This is a genomic window from Mycobacterium sp. GA-2829 (genome assembly GCF_001499965.1).
In the GTDB taxonomy this organism is placed as follows: Bacteria; Actinomycetota; Actinomycetes; order Mycobacteriales; family Mycobacteriaceae; genus Mycobacterium.
The window spans coordinates 126,424-142,852 of record NZ_LQIT01000067.1; the positions used below are offsets into that span (position 1 = coordinate 126,424).

The 16,429-nt window shown below is 69.4% G+C and carries 11 protein-coding genes and 1 pseudogene; 7 read left to right on the forward strand and 5 right to left on the reverse strand.

The genetic code is table 11. From position 1 onward, the window contains the following. Positions 1–639 precede the first annotated feature (639 nt). The 4 genes and pseudogenes from AU194_RS33110 to AU194_RS28210 all read right to left on the reverse strand — a co-directional run. A pseudogene (locus AU194_RS33110) lies at positions 640–1,227 on the reverse strand (glycosyltransferase family 39 protein); the annotation flags it as partial. A 98-nt stretch (positions 1,228–1,325) separates the two neighbouring features. Continuing rightward, positions 1,326–3,251 (reverse strand): hypothetical protein, encoded by a 1,926-nt coding sequence (locus AU194_RS28200; protein WP_059092549.1) that lies wholly within the window; start codon positions 3,249–3,251, stop codon positions 1,326–1,328. A 26-nt stretch (positions 3,252–3,277) separates the two neighbouring features. Then, complete coding sequence (locus tag AU194_RS28205) at positions 3,278–4,672, reverse strand: glycosyltransferase (RefSeq protein WP_059092550.1); 1,395 nt, start codon at positions 4,670–4,672, stop codon at positions 3,278–3,280. Next, positions 4,665–6,044, reverse strand: a complete 1,380-nt coding sequence (locus tag AU194_RS28210) for a hypothetical protein (RefSeq protein ID WP_231743602.1) — start codon at positions 6,042–6,044, stop codon at positions 4,665–4,667. The genes AU194_RS28205 and AU194_RS28210 overlap by 8 nt, the downstream gene beginning before the upstream one ends. A 293-nt stretch (positions 6,045–6,337) precedes the next feature. Here AU194_RS28210 and pta point away from each other — a divergent pair, with 293 nt between their 5' ends. Then, positions 6,338–8,425 (forward strand): phosphate acetyltransferase, encoded by a 2,088-nt coding sequence (gene pta, locus AU194_RS28215; protein WP_231743607.1) that lies wholly within the window; start codon positions 6,338–6,340, stop codon positions 8,423–8,425. Then, on the forward strand, positions 8,422–9,609 hold the full coding sequence (locus AU194_RS28220) for an acetate kinase (protein ID WP_059092553.1): 1,188 nt from the start codon (positions 8,422–8,424) through the stop codon (positions 9,607–9,609). Before pta ends, AU194_RS28220 begins: the two co-directional genes overlap by 4 nt. Here AU194_RS28220 and AU194_RS28225 read toward each other — a convergent pair. Beyond that, on the reverse strand, positions 9,606–10,691 hold the full coding sequence (locus tag AU194_RS28225; RefSeq protein WP_059092554.1) for an ROK family transcriptional regulator: 1,086 nt from the start codon (positions 10,689–10,691) through the stop codon (positions 9,606–9,608). The two genes, AU194_RS28220 and AU194_RS28225, sit on opposite strands and share 4 nt — an antisense overlap. Before the next feature lie 84 nt (positions 10,692–10,775). Between AU194_RS28225 and xylA the strand changes: the two genes are divergently transcribed. From xylA to AU194_RS28250, 5 genes are all read left to right on the forward strand, one after another. Continuing rightward, entirely contained in the window at positions 10,776–11,999 is a 1,224-nt protein-coding gene (gene xylA / locus AU194_RS28230; RefSeq protein ID WP_059092555.1) for a xylose isomerase, read from the forward strand. Between the two features lie 97 nt (positions 12,000–12,096). Continuing rightward, on the forward strand, positions 12,097–13,179 hold the full coding sequence (locus AU194_RS28235) for a sugar ABC transporter substrate-binding protein (protein ID WP_059092556.1): 1,083 nt from the start codon (positions 12,097–12,099) through the stop codon (positions 13,177–13,179). Position 13,180: 1 nt separating this feature from the next. Further along, a complete protein-coding gene (locus AU194_RS28240) occupies positions 13,181–13,957 on the forward strand; it encodes an ATP-binding cassette domain-containing protein (RefSeq protein ID WP_059092557.1) in 777 nt (258 codons plus the stop codon). 11 nt (positions 13,958–13,968) lie between these two features. Then, positions 13,969–15,234, forward strand: a complete 1,266-nt coding sequence (locus tag AU194_RS28245; protein ID WP_059092615.1) for a sugar ABC transporter permease — start codon at positions 13,969–13,971, stop codon at positions 15,232–15,234. Further along, positions 15,235–16,428, forward strand: coding sequence for an ROK family protein (locus tag AU194_RS28250; protein ID WP_059092558.1), 1,194 nt, complete (start codon positions 15,235–15,237; stop codon positions 16,426–16,428). Position 16,429 lies beyond the last annotated feature (1 nt).

The following is a 16,429-nucleotide window of genomic DNA, read 5'->3' on the forward strand; positions in this document are numbered from 1 at the left end:
CAGCTGTTTGCGGTCGAAGTAGCCGGCCAGCGCCCGGTCGTTCACCATCAGCCGCCGGTACCACTGTTCCGAGGGCGGGTACCGCTGCGGATCGGCCAGCGATTTGAGCCCGAACTGCAACTGCTGGTTGCCGATTCGCTCATCGGACATCGCGTACAACGTGACCGGGATGCCGATCGCCAGCGATGCGCACAGCAGGGCGGCGCCCGCCCGGCCTGCCATCGCGTCGGCGGCGGGTGCGGGTGTGCGCGGCGGCCGCGGCTGCCACAGCGCCAGCGCGATGCAGACCACCAGGGGGATCGCCAGCAGATAGAACCGGAACCAGCCGAACGTGGTCGACGAGAACTGCCCCCACGCGGCGAAGGCCAGCACCGGTCCGAAGACCGCGACCGGGACCAGCGCGGTGGCGTTGCGCCGCAGCACCGCGACCGCGACCGCACCGGCCGCCGCGATCAATGCGAAGGGCTGCATCCCGAGCAGGCGCGCCGCGATCACCACCCAGTCGTCCGACGCCGCACCGGCCAGCGGGCTGGCGCGGTTCATGGCGGCGGCGACCTGACTGTCGTTGCCGTACTGCGACGACAGCGTGGCGAACAGCTCACCGGTGACCACCCAGCCGGTCAGAGCCCAGATGCAGAACGCCGACACCAACGGGAACATCACGATGAGCACCGCGAGGATCACCGAGTTCACCCGCTGCGATCGCGGCGCGCGGTGCAAGGCCACCACCGCCACCAGCAGCGCCGCCCCGCAGGCGGCCGGAACCGCCTCGTAGCGCGACAGATACCCGACGCCCAGCGCGATACCGGCCCACGCCAGATCCCCGACGCGGCGCGTGTACACCCACTGCATGAGGTGGCGCGCGCACCAGACGAGCGCGAATGTCTCGGCGGCCTCGCTCATCCCCGATGCGCCGTAGGTGACGATCATCGGGTGCAGGGCGAAGCACGCGACGGCCAGCCACCGACACCCCGCGCCGACCCCCCGGTCGAGGGCGATGCGGCGCACCATCACCGCGGCGCCCGCCATGAACAGCGCGCTCTGCACCACCCCGGCCAGCCCGTGGGTCTTGAGCACCGGCCACCAGTCGCTCAGCGTGAGAACCGGGATCTCGACGAGACTGGGCAGCGGATTCCACACGAACCCGATCGCCGACAGGTGCGGCTGCCTGCTCATCAGCACGTAGCCGGCGTTGGCCACCCGGCTCGGCGAGTCGGGGTCGAACATGTTGTACCGCAACACCAGAGCCGCACCGACGGTGAAGTACAGCACGCTCAGGGCGGCGAACAGTGCGACGCCCCAGCTGCGCCGCGGTGCGGTCGTGGTCACCGGGCCCGGCGGCGGCGTCGCACCAGCACGATGGCCACGGCGGCGATGGCCACGGCCACCCCGATGGCCGAGGACAGCACGGCCCACCACTTCCACTGGTTGCCCGGGTACTCGTTGACCAGCGCACCGCCCTCGCGGACGGTCAGGTTCACGGTCTGCTGGGCCGCACCGGTGGCGACGAGGTCACCGGTCAACGAGGCCCACCGGTTCGGCAGACCGCGGATGTGGTCGAAGGTGTTGTCCACCAACGCCCAGTCGCCGGTTCCGGTGACCGCCAGCACGGTGCGGTTGTTGTGGGTGAACACTTGCACCGCACCCAGCGGGCCGCGCAGATCCACCTCGGTGAGCGGAGATCCGTTGATCGAGTAGGTGTTCGGGGCGTCGGGCAGCAGCGCCGGTGTCATCCCCGCATCGAGGAGTTCCTTACCGCCGCCGACGACCAGCAGGCCGGTGCCCGAGGCCGCCGCGACGTCGAACGAGGTCAGGCGCGGCCGCAGGGTCTCGGTCGTCTGCTGGCCCATGAGGTTGATCGCCTGTGCGGCGAAGCGCAGGTGGCCGGGGGTGTCGATGGCCACGTCGAAGTCGGGGGTGAACGCCACCGGCAGCACCGGGAACCCGCCGCGGTTGCGGGAGCCGGGGGTGACGGTGACCGTCGACTGCGGGTCGAGGGCGAAGGTCATCCGGTCGTTCAGCGGTGCGCATTCGTGGCTGGGCACGTAGCGCAGTTCCAGCGCCATCCCGATGTTGGAGGTGACCGACTCCGCGGGGATGTCGCCGGTGAGGTCGAGGACCCCGGACTCGTCGAGCCTGCGGGTGGCCAGCACGGTGGACCCGGAGCGGATCAGGACCGAGGCCTCACCGCCGACGACGGGGGTGTAGCGGGCCTTGAGGTGCACCGAGGCGTTGGTGATCGGGCCCACCGCGAACTTCGCGACGTCGAATCCGGCGTAGAGCGTGCTGGTGCCGAGGACCGACGCCTCACCGGTCATGCCGAGCTGCGCGAAGGTCTTGATGTCGGTGGCTTCGGTGCGGTTCGGTTCGACGAACCGCGTGGTCGCCGAATTCGACTGCGCCAGCGTGTATCTGCGGTCGGCGAACAGGTCGACCTGGCGTACCAGGTCGTCGCCCGATCCGCGGATCGCCAGCACCGCGCCCGGGGTGCCGGGCTTCTCGACCGTCATCGCGGCCGGTCCGCCCTCGTCGATCTCGATGACCCGGCGGCCCGCGGCGGCCGGCGACAGCGGCGCCTCGGAGGTGTCGACGTCGATGCGCACCGGCATCGGCCGGTACAGGTCGGTCAGTTCGGCGACGAGGGTCAGCGCGGCCTGCTGTTCGGCCGGTGACGGTTTCGCGCCGACGCGGATCACGATCTTGTCCAGGTAGCCGGGCAGGAAGTCGGCCACGGTCCTGGGGTTCGGCGTCGGACCGGAGAACGAGTTGCCGAGCTGGGTCAGCGACAGCGACGGCGGCTGGCTGCAGCTGTCGCCGACGGGTCCGCGGTCGCGCAGCACGAAACGCAGTGTGGCACTGCCGTCGACGACCTGCGCAGCGGAGATGTTGACGGTGAACGGTCTGCTCTCGGCCTCGCGCGGGACGGGGAACGAGCCGAGGATGGTGTCGCGGCCGTCCAGCACCTCCACGCGGCCGTCGGCCACGTTGACCACCGCGCCGGCCTGACCGGTCAGGGTCGTGGGCCGCACACCGTCGGGGACCGGGATCGACACGTCGAACGGCTGGTTCTCGCCGAGCAGGTCCAGCCGTTCGGACACCCCGAGCTGTTCCCAGCGGATCTGCCCGGGGGCGCCGTTGCCCGCGACGACTTTGTTGGCCGGATCCGCCTGCGCGGCGGGAAGGAGCGTCATCGGCAGCGTGAGGCCGACAGCGGTCAGTCCTACTGCGAATGCGCGGGTGAGAGTTGGCATCGGATTCCTTCCCAATGGGGACGAGGTCATGCGGACGGGGACAGACCGTGAACGGTCTTCTCCCAGAACGAGGGACGGGCGACGAGTTGGTAGATGGCCTTGACGGCGGCAACGGACTGCAGCATCCAGTACAGCGGCGCCAACAACGCCGCCCACCACAGCTGCGGTTTACCGAGCGCGGCGGTGACGATGAGCCCGGCGAACACGGACAGCGGCGCGCAGATCAGCAGGAGCACCAGGCACACGTAGTAGGTGAGCGGCGGGAACAGCACGGCGATCGCGGCGGGTCTGCCCAGCACCCAGACGAACATGGCGAACCAGAAGATCACGTTGAGCGCGCTCGTCAGAGGCACACCGCCGGTCATGTTGATCAACCGCAGGAAGGCTTTGGTGCCCAGCTCTTTCCGCAGCTTCGCCGGGGTGCGCAGGTGCACCAGCATGGTCTGCAGATAGCCCTTGTACCAGCGGGAGCGCTGCCGAATCCAGTTCACCACATCCGAATTGGCTTCTTCGAGGGTGATCGAATCGAGGATGAGGGTGCGGTAGCCGTGGCGGGCCAGGCGCACACCGAGGTCGGCGTCCTCGGTGACGTTGAACTCGTCCCAGCCGCCGATCTCGCGCCAGACCCGCACCGGCATGTGGTTGGAGGTCCCGCCGAGCGGCACCACGCAGCGTGCGTTCTCCACGGCGGGCAGGACGACGCCGAACCACTGGTCGTATTCGAGGGAGAAGAAGCGGGTGAGGAGGTTCTGGCTCTCGTTGAAGTAGCCCAATCGGGCCTGCAGACAACCGATCCCGTCGGGCACCCGGCGGAACGCGGCGACGGCGCGCCGCAGCTGCAGCGGATCGGGGATGTCCTCGGCGTCGTAGATCGTCAGGTACTCGCCGCGCAGATCGGGCAGAGACATCCCGTAGTTGCACGCCTTCGGCTTGGTCTTGGGAAAGCTGTGCGGCACGATCACGATCCGCACCGACTTCAGGTCCGCGCCGAGCAGCGCCTCCTGGGTGGCGATGTCGTCTTCCTCGACGAGCAGCAGGATCTCGAGTTTGTCGGCGGGGTAGTCGAGTCGGCCGACCCCGTTGATCAGGTTCGTCACGATCGTCGGTTCGTCGTAGACGGGTAGCAGCACCGTGTAGACCGGCAGTTCGTGGTCCGGGATGGCCGTGGCCTCGTCGGCGTCGACGGACACCAGGCTCGACATCCGAAGTCCCCTGAACAGCAGGTAGTTACGGTCGATCGTGGACACCAGATAGGTGAACGCGATCAGACCGGTGGCGATCGGGGCGACGATGGCCGGCCACACCCAGACCGTGGCCGCGACCACGGCGACCGCCGCGGCGGCGACAGTCAGCGCTCGCGGACCGAGCAGTCCGCGCGCCGACAGGTGCGCCGGCAGCAGGGTGGGCGTGGTGTCAGGCATCGGCGGCGGCGACCTCGGCGGCCAGGGCGACGGCGTCCTGCAGCACCACGTCGTCGACGTCGCCGAGCTCATCCGGCTGCTGCCGGGCCACCCACAGGGCCGGACGCAGTGACACGTCGAGCAGCTTCACCGGCGCGGGCACGGGCAGTCGACCGTCGGTGGGCGACTGGTTCGCCAGGACCGTGACCCGCTGGAAGACATCGCCGGACTGCCACTCCCAGGCGATCGCCAACCACTCCCCGGTGTTGCCGACCCTGGCGGCATCGGCGTTGGTGTGGGCGATACGCGCACCGGCGGGCAGTCCCCAATCCCCCGGAGCCGGCAGGAAATTGACCGGGGTGGCGGCCGGGTACCAGGTCAGGTCGCCGATCGCGGTGAGCGGGGCGCGCGCGGAGGTGGTGATGACGTCGACGGCGAGCGCCGGGAGGCCGTCCACCGCGGCGGGACGGTACCGCACGAAGGTGGCGTCGGGTCCGGCGTAGCGGGTGATGAAGTCGTACGACGCCGCCGCCGTCAGCCCGGCCTTCTCCGTCCAGTCCGTCTCGACCGTGGGCAGCGGCGCGGGCAGGACGGTCGAGGGGTTCAGCACCGCGAGGACGGCGCCGAGGGCCGCGAGCGTGGCGACGGACCGCGCCGAGACCGGGTGCGGGGCGGACCATGCCGGCGTACCGGCCGGGGCGGCGGTGCGCCGGTTGACGATCGTGACCGCCACCGGGAGCGCGGCCCCGACCACCAGCGCGGTCGCCATCAGCGGCAGCTGCGGTGCCGCGATGAGCGCGACGACCGCCGCCACGGCGAGGCACCCCGCCGCCGCGGTCGTCCGCCGGACCATGGGCACGGCCGGGCAGGCGAGGAACACCGCGAGGGCTCCGGCCCACACGGCGGGCATGACGGCCGCGGTGTCCGACCCGCCGAGGACCGCGGTGGTGAGGATCGACGGCAGCGGGCTGACGAAGTAGACCGCGAAGATCCACAGCGGCCACATCCGCGCCACGTGCCGGACCCCGAACAGCACCGCCAGCAGGGCGGCGAACCAGACGACCGCGCCGAAGTCCTGCAGATGCCACAGCGTCGACAGCGTGGGCAGGCGGCTGCTGAGAAGTTCGAAGCCGGCCAGTGCGGGTGCGGCCACCATCGCCGCGATGATCCAGTTCGATTCGGTGTCGCCGACACCACGCGGCGGGGTGCGGTGGCTCGCCGCGATCAGCACCACCAGGGCGGGCAGGACCACGAGGACGGGGGTGCGGCCACCGGCGACAGCGTCGGCGAGGGTGGCCGCATAGGAATGGCCGTAGGCGACGGCGGTGAGCGCGATCGCGATGACGAGCCGAACATCGAACCACGCGAACCGCGGTCGCGGCCCGACCGACACGCGTGAAATTGCCGTTAGGAACTCTAATGGCTTCGCATCAACAGTGATAGTAACGCCAGGCGGCGATGGCATCGTGAGCGACGTTGCCGCGGGTTGCGGTGCCAATTCTGCAGAAGTCCCAGTTCCCACTGCGTTCCTGACTCGGTAGTAAGTTATTGACGCGACCGTTCATGACGTGTCTGTGCGAAAGTAGCAAAGAAGTTTCACATAACCAAACCTGCAAGATCAGTGTCGTGTCAGTCGCAACGAACACCCTGCTGGCCGCATTGCCGCTGATACGGCAGGCTGGGAGGGTGCCCGACGAGACCGACTCGCGCGTTACCGCCATCTACGTCGCATCGCCGGAAGGCGACACGGGGAAATCGACCATCGCGCTCGGCCTGCTCGACCGCCTGACCGCCACCGCCGCCCGGGTGGGCGTGTTCCGGCCCATCACCCGCCAGGGGCCCGCGCGGGACTACATCCTCGAACTCCTGCTCGCCCAGGCCACCGCCGGTCTGCCCTACGAGGACTGCGTCGGCGTCACCTACCACGATCTGCATGACGACCCGGACTCCGCGCTCGCCGACATCGTCGACCGGTTCCATCACGTGGCCGACCAGTGCGATGTCGTGCTCGTCGTCGGCAGTGACTACACCGACGTGACCAGCCCGAGCGAGCTGTCGATGAACGCCCGCATCGCCGCCAACCTGGGCGCGCCGGTCGTGCTCGCGGTGAAGGCCCGCGGCCGCACCCCCGAAGAGGTGGCCCAGGTGGTCGAGGTGTGCCTCGACGAGATCGCCGGCCAGCACGCGCACACCGCCGCGGTGGTGGCCAACCGCTGCGATCCGGACCGGCTCGAAGAGGTCCGCGAGGCACTGCAGCGCGACGGCACCCCCCAGGTCTACGTCCTGCCCGAGGAACCGCTGCTGGTCGCCCCGTCGGTCGCCGAACTGTGCGAGGCCGTCGACGGCACGCTGGTCAGCGGTGACGAATCGCTGCTCGACCGCGAGGCGATGGCCGTCCTGGTGGCCGGGATGACCGCCGAGCACGTCCTCGAGCGGCTCAGCGAAGGGGTCACGGTCGTCACCCCGGGCGACCGCTCGGATGTGGTGCTCGCCATGGTGAGCGCACACGCCGCCGAGGGTTTTCCCTCACTGTCGAGCATCATCCTCAACGGCGGGCTGGAACTGCATCCGTCGATCTCCGCACTGGTCGCCGGGTTGGGGTTGAAGCTGCCGATCGTCGCCACCGACTACGGCACGTTCGAGACCGCGAGCCGGGTGGCCTCGGCCAGGGGCCGGGTGACCGCGGCGTCGACCCGCAAGATCGACACCGCACTGTCGCTCATGGAGAACCACGTCGACACCGCGGATCTGCTCAGCCGGCTGGCGATCCCGATCCCGGACGTCACCACGCCGCAGATGTTCACCTACCAGCTGCTCGACCAAGCGCGGTCGGACCGCAAACGCATCGTGCTGCCCGAAGGCGACGACGACCGCATCCTGCGGGCGGCGGGCCGGCTACTGCAGCGCGGCGTCGCCGACCTCACGATCCTGGGAGAGGAGGCGCCGGTGCGGGCCCGCGCCGCCGAACTCGGCGTCGATCTCACCGCCGCCGACGTCCTCGACCCGCGCACGAGCGAGCTGTGCGACCGGTTCGCCGAGCAGTACGCCGAACTGCGCAAGCACAAGGGCGTCACCGTCGAGCAGGCCCGCGAGATCATCCACGACGTCTCGTATTTCGGCACCATGCTGGTGCACAACGACATGGTCGACGGCATGGTCTCCGGGGCGGCGCACACCACCGCCCACACCGTGCGCCCGGCGTTCGAGATCATCAAGACGATGCCCGACGTTTCTACGGTGTCGAGCATCTTCCTCATGTGCTTGGCCGACCGGGTCCTCGCCTACGGGGACTGCGCGATCGTGCCCGATCCGACCGCCGACCAGCTGGCCGACATCGCGATCTCGTCGGCGCGCACCGCATCGCAGTTCGGCATCGATCCGCGGGTGGCCATGCTGTCCTACTCGACGGGGACCTCGGGTACCGGTGCCGAGGTCGAAAAGGTCCGTGAGGCAACGGAACTGGTTCACAAGCGGGAACCCGATCTGTTGGTGGAGGGACCGATCCAGTACGACGCGGCCGTGGAACCGTCGGTCGCCAAGACCAAGATGCCCGATTCGCCCGTCGCGGGCCGCGCCACCGTGCTGATCTTCCCGGACCTCAACACCGGCAACAACACCTACAAGGCCGTGCAGCGCAGCGCCGGGGCGATCGCGATCGGGCCGGTGCTGCAGGGGCTCAACAAACCGGTCAACGACCTGTCGCGGGGTGCGCTGGTCGAGGACATCGTCAACACCGTCGCGATCACCGCGATCCAGGCCCAGGAGCAACGATGAGCCGCACCGTCCTGGTTCTGAACTCGGGCTCGTCGTCGCTGAAATTTCAACTCATCGACCCGGATTCGGGCCTGTCCCTGGCCGACGGGATCGTCGAGCGCATCGGGGAGGACTCCTCGTCGGCGACCCTGGTCTGCGGGGAACACGAAGTGACCCACGGCGATCCGATCGCCGACCACGAAACCGCGCTGCGCACCGCGTATCACATGTTCGACGAGGCCGGCGCCGAGCTGAGCAGTGTCGGACTCGTCGCGGTCGGGCACCGGGTGGTGCACGGCGGGCCGGACTTCTACCGGCCCACGGTCATCGACGACGCCCTGGTCGACAAGTTGGAGGCGCTGGCCGCACTCGCACCGCTGCACAATCCGCCTGCCGTACTGGGGATCCGCGAAGCCCGCACGGCGTTCGCGGATCTGCCGCACGTCGCGGTCTTCGACACCGCGTTCTTCCATGACTTGCCCGCTGCCGCAGCGACATACGCGATCGATCGTGACGTCGCCGAGAAGTGGCACATCCGCCGGTACGGCTTCCACGGCACCTCGCACCAGTACGTCAGCGAGCAGGCCGCGCTGTTCCTCGACGCCCCGCTGGCCTCGCTGAGCCAGATCGTGCTGCACCTGGGCAACGGCGCGTCGGCGTCGGCGATCGTGGGTGGCCGGCCGATCGAAACCTCGATGGGGTTGACCCCGATGGAGGGTCTGGTCATGGGCACCCGCTCCGGCGACCTCGATCCGGGTATACCGCTCTACCTCTGGCGCACAGCCGAAATGAGCGTCGAGGACATCGAGACGATGCTCAACAAGCGGGCCGGGGTGCGCGGGCTCGGCGGGGAGATCGACTTCCGGGTGCTGCACGAGCGGATGGACAGCGGCGACGAGGCCGCGCAGCTCGCCTACGACGTCTACATCCACCGGTTGCGCAAGTACATCGGCGCCTACCTCGCGCTGTTGGGCGGCGCCGACGTCATCACGTTCACCGCGGGCGTCGGGGAGAACGATGCCGAGGTGCGCCGGGATGCGTTGTCGGGTCTGGGCCGGCTGGGGATCGAACTCGACGAACACCTCAATGCGAGCCCGTCGCGGGCGGCGCGGCGCATCTCGACCGACACGTCGCCGACCACGGTGCTGGTCGTCCCGACCAACGAGGAGCTCGCGATCGCCCGCGCCTGCGTGGAGGTCGTCTAGCGGCAGCCGGCCGGGTCGGCCAGCAGCGGTCCGAACGCCAACTCGGCGGCGCCGATCATCAGCGTCTCAGAACCCAGGCTGGCCGGTACGATACGCACCAATTCCCGTGCGGCGCCCAGTGATTGGCGGGCGACGGCGGCGCGCAGTGCTTCGGCGGCGTGGTCGGAGAAGGTGCGCAGGAACCCGCCGAGCACGACCAGCCGCGGGTTGAGCAGGTTGATCGCACCACCCAGCGCGATGCCGAGGTATCGGGCCTGCTGCTCGAGTTCGGCGAGATCGTCGGTCGGGACGACCTCGGTCTCGAGGCAGCCGACCGCGCCGCAGTGACACGCGCGCGTCCCCCCGACGTACGTGTGGCCGAGTTCTCCGGCGTAGCCCTCGGCGCCCTCCAGCAGACGGCCGGCGACCACGAATGCACCGCCGATACCGCTGGCGCCGCCGTTGACGTAGACCATGTGATCGGCATCCGGGTGCCCGCCGAAGATGTGCTCGGCGACCGCGCCGACGTTCGCGTCGTTGGCCGCGTACACCGGTAGTCCCGTCGCCGCCCTGAGCGGTTCGCCGATCTGTTCGTCGTGCCAATCCAGGTGCGGGGCCAGGCGAACCGTCGACTCGGGCGCGTGCACCACACCGGGCACCGCGACACCGATCGCGCTGAGCGCACTGTCCGCGGGCAGTCGGCCCCGCAGCGTGTCGACGGCGCGCGCGGTGAGACGCACGGTGTCGGCGACGGTCGGAATCGCCGTCGTCGGCACCCGCTCGACGCCGAGGACCGCGCCGCCCAACGCCACCGCCGCCACCGTGATCGCATCGACCTCCGGATTCACCGCGACCGCCACCACCCGGTCTCGGGGCCGCACAAGCGTGCTCGGTCGCCCGACCTGATTGGTGCACTCGGGCTGGGTCTCCTCGACCAGACCGGCGTCGACCAACTCCTCGACCAGGGCCTTCACCGTGGAGCGGGACAGCCCGGTACGCCGTGTGAGCTCCGCGCGCGTGGCGGTGCGGTTGCGGTGGACGAGCCGCAGCACGGCGGACAGGTTGCGGCGCCGAACGTCATCGGTGGTGGTGCCAACTCTCATCGCACATCCCTTGACAGTGACTCAGCACACATCTTATGTTCGGCAACAGAACAAATCCATGGCTTCGGGCCAGAAGGAGATGCCATGTCCGTCCTCGATTCCGCGCTCGCGGACCGCCCCGATCTCATCCCGGAACGGTCCCACAGGTTCTCCTTCGGTCTGTGGACGGTGGGGTGGACGGCGAGTGATCCGTTCGGCAGTCCGACCCGCTCGCCCCTCGACGTGGTCGAGGCGGTGATGCGGCTCGCCGATCTGGGCGCCTACGGCCTGACCTTCCACGACGACGACCTGTTCCCGTTCGGCGCCCCCGACGCCGACCGCAGGCGCCAGATCGATCGGCTCACCGCCGCGCTCGCGGCCACCGGGATGGTGGTGCCGATGGTGACCACCAACCTGTTCAGCCATCCGGTGTTCAAAGACGGCGGGTTCACCAGCAACGACCGCGCGGTGCGGCGGTTCGCGCTGCGCAAGACGCTGCGCAATCTCGACCTGGCCGCCGAACTCGGCGCCGAGACGTTCGTGCTGTGGGGTGGGCGCGAAGGCGGCGAGTACGACAGCGCCAAGGATGTGCGGGCGGCGCTCGAGCGCTACCGCGAGGCCATGGACCTGTTGTGCGAGTACGTGATCGATCAGCGCTACGCGATGCGATTCGCGATCGAGCCCAAACCCAACGAACCCCGGGGCGACATCCTGCTGCCCACTGTCGGGCACGCGCTCGCGTTCATCGACACCCTCGCCCACCCGGACCTCGTCGGCGTCAATCCGGAGACCGGACACGAGCAGATGGCGGGGCTGAATTTCCTGCACGGCATCGGCCAGGCGCTCTACAGCGGCAAGCTGTTCCACATCGACCTCAACGGTCAGCGCGGCATCAAGTTCGACCAGGATCTCGTCTTCGGACACGGCGACCTGGTCAACGCGTTCTCGTTGGTGGACCTGCTCGAGCATGGCGGTGTCGACGGCGGACCCTCCTACACCGGCCCCCGCCACTTCGACTACAAGCCCAGCCGGACCGAGGACGGCGCGGGCGTGTGGGCGTCGGCGACGGCCAACATGCGGATGTACCTGCTGCTCAAGGAGCGGGCCGCGGCGTTCCGTGCCGACCCCGAGGTGGCTGAGGCACGCGCCGCCGCGCGCGTCGACGAGTTGCGGCAGCCGACACTGGACCGCGGTGAGACCTACCGCGACTTGCTCGCCGACCGTTCGTCCTACGAGGACTTCGACCCCGATTCCTATTTCGACGGAAAGGGTTTCGGTTTCGTGCGGCTCCACCAGCTGGCGATCGAGCACCTGATCGGCGCCCGGTGATCTTGGTGCCGACAAACCCTGGACGTGACACACGTCACGCTATATGTTGTCCGAAACAACAAACCTACGGTGCCACGTCGTCCCGAAAGGCGGACTCATGAACAGACTCAACGGCCTGCTGTGCGCAGTCGTCCTCGGTGGGGGCCTCGCCTTGAGCGGGTGCAGCAGCGACAGCGGCGGGGGCGGCGACGCGTCAGGGGAGGGTCAGGCGGGCAAGATCGGCGTCATCCTCCCCGACACGAAATCCTCGGTGCGCTGGGAGAGCAAGGACCGGCCCGCGCTGGAGAACGCGTTCAAAGAGGCCGGCGTGGACTACACCATCCAGAACGCCGAGGGGTCGGCGGACACCATGGCGACCATCGCCGACAGCATGATCGCCGACGGTGTCACGGTGCTCGCGATCGTCAACCTCGACTCCGACAGCGGCGCCTCGATCCAGCAGAAGGCGGCCGCCCAGGGCGTCAAGACCATCGACTACGACCGGCTCACCCTCGGCGGGTCGGCCGACGTCTACATCTCGTTCGACAACACCGAGGTCGGCAGGCTGCAGGGTGAGGGGCTCGCCAAGTGTCTCGGCGGCCGCGAGGCGAATGTGGTGTTCCTCAACGGATCTCCCACCGACAACAACGCCACCCTGTTCTCCACCGGGGCCCATTCGGTGATCGACAAGACACCCGGCATCCGGGTGGTCGGTGAACAGGCGGTGCCGGACTGGGACAACGACAAGGCCGTCACGATCTTCGAGCAGATGTACACCGCCGCCGACGGCGCCGTGGACGGTGTCTACGCCGCCAACGACGGTCTCGCGGGTTCGGTGATCTCGATCCTGCAGAAGAACCAGCGCGCCGGGCAGGTCCCCGTCACCGGTCAGGACGCGACCGTCGAAGGGCTGCAGAACATCCTGGCCGGCACGCAGTGCATGAGCGTGTACAAGTCCGCCACCGAGGAGGCAGGCGCCCTCGCCGACGCGGCCATCGCGCTGGCCACCGGCAAGCCGGTGGAGACCACCGCGACCTCGCGGGACGACACCGGCAACCGGGACGTGCCGTCGGTGCTGCTGCAGCCGCAGTCGATCACCAAAAACAACGTCAGCGTGGTGTTCGACGACGGCGGACAGTCCAAGAACGAGGTGTGCGCCGGACAGTTCGCCGCCATGTGCACCGAGGCCGGAATCGGCTGACATGCCCGATCCGATCCTCGAATTACGGGGTGTCAACAAGAGTTTCGGTGTGGTGCACGTCCTGCACGACGTCGACTTCGCGGTGTATCCCGGCGAGGTCACCGCACTCGTCGGTGACAACGGCGCGGGGAAGTCGACCCTGGTCAAGGCGATCGCAGGCATCCACCCGATCGACACCGGCACGTACGTGTTCGACGGTGCGCCGGTGACGGTGCACGGGCCCAACGACGTCGCCGCGCTCGGAGTCGAGGTGGTCTACCAGGACCTCGCGCTGTGCGACAACCTCGACATCGTCTCGAACATGTTCCTGGGCAGGGAGATCCGGCGCCGCGGAACGCTCGACGAGGCCACCATGGAAACCCTCGCCCGGGAGGCACTGGCGTCGCTTTCGGTGCGCACGGTCAAATCGGTGCGCCAACCGGTCTCCAGCCTGTCCGGCGGGCAGCGCCAGACCGTCGCGATCGCGAAGTCGGTGCTGTGGAAGTCCAAGGTGGTGCTCCTCGACGAGCCGACCGCCGCACTCGGCGTCGCGCAGACCCGTCAGGTGCTCGACCTGGTCCGCCGGCTGGCCGATCAGGGTGTCGGCGTCGTCCTCATCTCCCACAACCTGGCCGACGTGTTCGAAGTCGCCGACCGCGTGTGCGCGCTCTACCTCGGCCGCGTCGCCGCGGAGGTGAAGGCCTCGGAGGTCACCCGCAGCCAGGTCGTCGAACTGATCACCACCGGCAGGTCGGGCGCGCTGGGGCTGGCGCCCGCTGAAGCCGCCCAGTCGCTGTGAAGGACCACCACATGACCACGCTCAACCGGCAGCTCGCCGATGCGGACTTCGCCGCCGACCTGCGCTCCGAGGAGACGTTCCCCGACGCGGTGCGCGCCTACCTGGCGCGGGTGCGCGGCGGCGACATGGGTTCGCTGCCGGCGGTCCTCGGCCTCATCGTGCTGTTCGTGGTGTTCGCCGTCGCCAACGAACGGTTCCTGTCGGCGCTGAACCTCGCCAACCTGGTGACCCAGGCGGGTTCGATCTGCGTGCTCGCGATGGGTCTGGTCTTCGTCCTGCTGCTCGGCGACATCGACCTGTCCGCCGGTGTCGCGGGCGGGGTCTCGGCCTGTGCGATGGCGCTGACCGTCGTGCAGTTGAGCTGGCCGTGGTGGGCCGCGATCCTGGCCGGCGTGGTGTGCGGCGCACTGATCGGACTGGCGATCGGCGTCCTGCGGGCCCGGCTCGGCATCCCGTCGTTCGTCGTCACGCTCGCGTTCTTCCTCGGGCTGCAGGGCGTGACGCTGAAGCTGATCGGCGAGGGCGGATCCGTCCGTGTCGACGATCCCGTGATCCGCGGCATCACCATCCACAACCTGTCGGTGAGTGCGAGCTGGATCTTCGCGGCGGTCGTGGTCGTCGGCTTCGGCGCGCTCGAGGCCTACCGGCACCGCGCCAAGGTCTCCGCCGGGCTGCATCACGCGCCGTCCGGGGTGGTGATCGCGCGCATCGCCGCCGTCGCGGTGGTCACGCTCGGGGTCACCTACGTGCTGTGCCTCAACCGCAGCGTCAACGCCAACGTCGAGATCCGCGGTGTGCCCTATGTGTTGCCGATCGTCGGGGTCCTGCTCATCGTGCTGACCGTGGTGCTGGGCCGCACCTCCTACGGCAGGCATGTCTACGCCGTCGGCGGTAACCCGGAGGCGGCGCGCCGTGCGGGTATCGACGTGAACAGGATCCGGATGTCGGTGTTCGTGGTCGGCTCCTCGCTCGCCGCGCTGAGCGGCATCATCGCCGCTTCGTACGCCGGCAAGGTGTCGGCGTCGTCGGGTGCGGGCAACACGCTGCTCTACGCGGTCGGCGCCGCGGTCATCGGCGGTACCAGTCTGTTCGGCGGGAAGGGGCGGGCCATCGACGCGGTGATCGGCGGTGTCGTGATCGCCACCATCGCCAACGGGCTCGGGCTGCTCAACCAGTCGTCCTACATCAACTTCCTGGTGACCGGCGGGGTGCTGCTGCTGGCGGCCAGCGTCGACGCGATCTCGCGGCGGCGCCGATCGGCGACAGGCCTGTCCTGAGTGCGCAATCAGGAGTACGTGCGACGGCACAACCTCACCACGCTGCTGCGCCATCTGCACCTGGCCGGACGCCTCTCCCGTGCGTCGTTGACGACGTCGATGGGCGTGAACCGCAGTACGGTCGCCGATCTGGTGCGCCAGGTCGAACTGCTCGGCTTGGCGGAGCAGCGGGTGCCCGACACCCGCGACGGGGGTGGTGCGGGGCGGCCTTCGGTGGAGGTCATCGCCACCGAACGGGCCTGTGTGCTCGCGGTGGACGTGCGGGTCTCCGGGTTGGAGGTCGCACGCGTCGGACTCGGCGGTGTCGTGCTCGCCGCGGCGGCCGCACCCGCCCCATCCAGCCATGACCCGCACGACACGGTCGCCACGATCGTCGGGCTGACGCGTCGGGTGGTGCGCGACGCACCCGACGACTCGATCCTCGTCGGCATCGGGGTCAGCGTCCCCGGAATCGTCGCGCGGGACTGCGGAATCGTCCGGCTCGCACCGAATCTGGACTGGCATGACGTACCGCTGGGCCGACTGCTCGGCGATGCGCTCGGCGCCGACACCCCTCCCGTGCTCGGCAACGAGGCCGACCACGGGGCGCTGGCCGAACACCTGCGCGGGGTGGGCCGCGGCATCGACGACATCGTCTATCTGTCGGGTGAAGTGGGCGTGGGTGCAGGCGTGATCACCGGCGGGCGGCCGGTCACCGGGATGTCCGGATTCGCCGGCGAGGTCGGTCACCTGCCGTTCGGTGACGGCAGGCGTCCCTGCCACTGCGGCGCCGTGGGATGCTGGGAGACCGAGATCGGTGCGGCGGCCATGGCCGATGCGGTCGGCTGCCCGCAGGAGCGGCTCGCCGACCTCGGCGCGTATCTGGACGGATTGCCGTCGGCACCAACGGAATTGGCGGCCGTCGGCCGACGGCTCGGGCGGGGACTGGCCGGACTGGTCAACCTGCTCAACCCCCAGCTCATCGTCCTGGGCGGCTACCTGCGGCCGCTGTACCGCTGGGTGGAAGGCGACGTTCAGGCCGAGATGGGTGCGCGGGCACTGCGCATCCCCGGGATCGTGCCGCCGATCGTGATGCCGGGGCTGGGGGACCGGTCGGTGCTCATCGGCGCGGCCGAGGTGGCGTTCCGCGCACTGCTCGACGATCCGGTCGGCTGCCTCGATGCCGCCACGCCCACCGCGCGGGTCTGCTGCTGAG

Excerpts from the sequence above, each read along its gene's own strand:
- AU194_RS28205 (WP_059092550.1), bottom strand. The coding sequence starts at position 4,672 with ATGCCTGACACCACGCCCACCCTGCTGCCGGCGCACCTGTCGGCGCGC.
- xylA (WP_059092555.1), top strand. The coding sequence starts at position 10,776 with ATGTCCGTCCTCGATTCCGCGCTCGCGGACCGCCCCGATCTCATCCCG.
- AU194_RS28225 (WP_059092554.1), bottom strand. The coding sequence starts at position 10,691 with ATGAGAGTTGGCACCACCACCGATGACGTTCGGCGCCGCAACCTGTCC.
- AU194_RS28200 (WP_059092549.1), bottom strand. The coding sequence starts at position 3,251 with ATGCCAACTCTCACCCGCGCATTCGCAGTAGGACTGACCGCTGTCGGC.
- AU194_RS28235 (WP_059092556.1), top strand. The coding sequence starts at position 12,097 with ATGAACAGACTCAACGGCCTGCTGTGCGCAGTCGTCCTCGGTGGGGGC.
- AU194_RS28240 (WP_059092557.1), top strand. The coding sequence starts at position 13,181 with ATGCCCGATCCGATCCTCGAATTACGGGGTGTCAACAAGAGTTTCGGT.
- AU194_RS28245 (WP_059092615.1), top strand. The coding sequence starts at position 13,969 with ATGACCACGCTCAACCGGCAGCTCGCCGATGCGGACTTCGCCGCCGAC.
- AU194_RS28220 (WP_059092553.1), top strand. The coding sequence starts at position 8,422 with ATGAGCCGCACCGTCCTGGTTCTGAACTCGGGCTCGTCGTCGCTGAAA.